General features: G+C 34.9%; 3 protein-coding genes. 1 reads left to right on the forward strand and 2 read right to left on the reverse strand.

The window, feature by feature from the left end; genetic code table 11:
• Positions 1-440: 440 nt before the first annotated feature.
• Both AC1DTM_RS20685 and AC1DTM_RS20690 read right to left on the reverse strand, forming a co-directional pair.
• Positions 441-1,928, reverse strand: a complete 1,488-nt coding sequence (locus AC1DTM_RS20685) for a peptide MFS transporter (RefSeq protein ID WP_002110616.1) — start codon at positions 1,926-1,928, stop codon at positions 441-443.
• Between the two features lie 142 nt (positions 1,929-2,070).
• Positions 2,071-2,430: a DNA cytosine methyltransferase gene (locus AC1DTM_RS20690; protein ID WP_016105313.1), complete on the reverse strand. Its 360-nt coding sequence runs from the start codon at positions 2,428-2,430 to the stop codon at positions 2,071-2,073.
• Positions 2,431-2,471: 41 nt separating this feature from the next.
• Between AC1DTM_RS20690 and AC1DTM_RS20695 the strand changes: the two genes are divergently transcribed.
• Positions 2,472-3,200: an NAD-dependent protein deacylase gene (locus tag AC1DTM_RS20695; RefSeq protein WP_016105312.1), complete on the forward strand. Its 729-nt coding sequence runs from the start codon at positions 2,472-2,474 to the stop codon at positions 3,198-3,200.
• The last annotated feature ends 203 nt before the right edge of the window (positions 3,201-3,403 follow it).

Consider the following 3,403-nt stretch of genomic DNA (forward strand, 5'->3'; position numbering starts at 1 on the left):
TTAGTAGCCCTCTACATGACTTCATTTACTGCAACAACCAAAAAACTATTTCTTTTATTGAAATCCTCCAAAAGAAATAGTTTTTTCACATATAGCCCTTTAGTAATCTTTATTTTATTTGTATATATAGCAATAAGAAAACTCCAGCTTATCAGTATTTTAAACCATGAATGAGTTGGAGTTTTGGTCTTTTATTCGCAAATTTCCCGTTCATCGAGTAAATCGATGACGCAGTCTTTATGTTTAAGAAGCTCCTCTTTAGATAAATAGTCAGCTCTCTTACAAAGTTGCATTAGTCTATTAGGTATGTTTTGTTTTCCTAGAAATATCACATTATATTGCGTTTGTGTGGAGATTGCTATGGTTATACAAAAAAAGAGTAACCCGTTTGGCTACTCTTCACATAGAAACTTGTATTTGTTCATTTCAATAAGAGACCGTTATTGAAGTCCCTTCATGAAACTTTGGATTTTTGATGATAATGCAAACAGCAGGATGCTAACTAAAATGGAGATAGCACCAATAACACCAAAGTAAATTGCTTCTGTTGCAGGATTATACAGTTTAACAACTTGGGCATTTATTGCTTGCGCAGACGCAGTTGATAAGAACCATAAGCTCATGGTTTGCGAAGAGAAAGCAGCTGGAGCCAGCTTCGTCGTTATGGATAACCCTGAAGGAGATAAACAAACTTCTCCAATTACAATTAAAAAGAAGCTAAGGACTAACCACATAGGATTCACTAAAGAGTGAGTACCGTTGATTAAAGCCGGAATAATCATAACTAAGAATGAGAAACCTGCAAATAGCAATCCAATAGCGAATTTTTTTGCCGTTGAAGGCTGCTTCTTGCCTAACTTTATCCAAACCCATGCAAAAATCGGGGCAAGCGTTACGATAAAGATTGGACTTAATGATTGGAACCAAGCGGAATGCAATGTAATTCCATTGAACTGTAATTGAGTTCGTTGATCCGCGTATGTCGCTAAGATAATAGCACCTTGTTCTTGTATAGACCAAAATATTGTAGCTGCAATAAAGAGTGGTATATACGCAAGAAGACGAGATTGCTCTACTTTTGTTGTTTTAGGACTACGATACATATAAATGAAATAATAGGCTGGAATAACAATCCCTAAGATACTAATCAAGAATGTAAAACGATTTATAGTTAACAACCCAGTTGGAATTGTAACCACACCTAGCAATGTTAATACAACCAGACCAACACTGAAATACTTAATAGTCTTTTTTCTTTCCGAATCTGATAATGGATTAGGTACTTGCGTACCGACTAGACCAAGGTTTTTCTGTTTTGTTCCAACAAATACCCCTAACCCAATTGCCATACCAATTGCCGCAACTCCAAAACCAAGGTGGAAATTATATTGCTGACCTAATGTTCCGACAACTAAAGGTGCAAGTAAGGCACCTAAGTTAATACCCATGTAGAATATACTGAACCCTGAGTCACGACGCGCATCTGTTTCACTGTATAAACTTCCTACGATGTTCGATATGTTAGGCTTTAACAACCCTGTTCCTAGAACTAAGAAGACCATAGAGATAAATAACGCACTTTTACTACCCGGTAAAGCTAAAATAAGATGGCCAATCATAATTAAAACGCCACCAAAGAATACGGTTTTACTTGGACCAAATAAACGATCCGATATCCATCCACCGATAATACTAGACATGAACAGTAAGGAACCGTAAATTGCCATTATCGAGGTTGCGGTAGATTGATCAATTCCTAATCCACCTTTTGCGACCGAATAGTACATATAATACAGTAAAATAGCTCTCATTCCATAATGAGAAAACCTTTCCCAAAACTCAGTGAAGAATAAAGAGAATAATCCTTTTGGATGCCCAAAAAATCCTGTTTGAGGAATATTTTGAACAAGTTCGTTTTTTTCTTTCATAATGTTAATATTACCCCTTATTAATTTTTTATATTATACAAGTATAACTTAAGAGGCTCCCAGTAGTCCATAACTATCTAAGCCCATCGATGAAGAAAAGCAGCCTTCTGGCTGCTTTCTAAATGAATTGAAAAATCGTCATTTACTCATTAGACACACCTTTCACTGAATCTACCTCTAAACAATCCAGAATTGATTGTGAGAGTGCTTTAGCTACTAAGAATGCTACGCGATTACCAACAAGTGTATATTGTTGACTTAATGGTATATGAGGCGGAATAACGTATGTATCTGGAACACTCATTAATCTTAAGCATTCTAAAACGGTTAACCTTCTATTTTTTTGCGGATGAATAAACTCTCTACCATCCTTTGCAATATGAGAAGTGATAGTGTAGGATGGTTGATCCCAAGATAACTTTCTTACACCATTAAATTGGTTTGGGTTTAGATAATGCAACGTAGTAAGTAAACCGAATTGTACAACACCTACTGTAAACAACTGGTATAATAAGTATAGGAAAATACATAGAGGTGATTTTTGTGCAGCAATTTGAAGAAGTACGTTCGATATTAGAAAAAGCGAAGAAAATTACAGTGTTAACAGGTGCTGGTGCAAGTACGGAAAGTGGAATCCCTGATTTTCGTTCAGCAAATGGATTATATGCTGATGCGAATGTAGAGATGTATTTGTCGAGAGGCTATTATAATAGAAATCCGAAAGAGTTTTGGAAGCATTATAAAGAAATCTTTCAAATTAATACGTTTCATCAATATAAACCAAATCGTGGGCATCGCTTTTTAGCGGAACTAGAAGAACAAGGGAAAGACATAACGATTTTAACGCAAAATATTGATGGTTTACATCAAGTAGGTGGTAGTAAACATGTAATTGATTTACACGGAACACTGCAAACAGCGCATTGTCCAAAGTGTAAAACGGGATATGATTTACAATATATGATTGATCATGAAGTGCCGCGTTGTGAGAAGTGTAATTTCATACTAAATCCAGATGTTGTTTTATACGGAGATACGTTACCTCAATATCAAAATGCGATCAAACGTTTATATGAAACAGATGTACTTCTCGTAATGGGGACGTCACTCAAAGTACAGCCTGTCGCGTCATTCCCAGAAATCGCAAAGAGGGAAGTAGCAGCAACAACGATTTTAGTAAATGAAGAATTAACAGGACAGGAATATAACTTTGATTTTGTTTTTCGACAAAAGATTGGTGAATTTGCCAAAGGGTTATCTTCGATTAAATAAGTTTTTGTTTTCGTAAAGAAACTGAGGTGGATGATGTCCACCTCAGTTTTTTGTATGAATTATATTCATGTTATTGCGTATTAAGGGGAATGGTAATAAATAGGATATAAAATACAAAAACTGAAAATTAAATCTTTTATTTCTTTTGTAATTAATATAAAATTCTATATATATCATAAAATTAAATTTGATACATAATGATG

The sequence above is a fragment of the Bacillus sp. P4_D3 genome (assembly GCF_056401855.1).

Excerpts from the sequence above, each read along its gene's own strand:
- AC1DTM_RS20685 (WP_002110616.1), bottom strand. The coding sequence starts at position 1,928 with ATGAAAGAAAAAAACGAACTTGTTCAAAATATTCCTCAAACAGGATTT.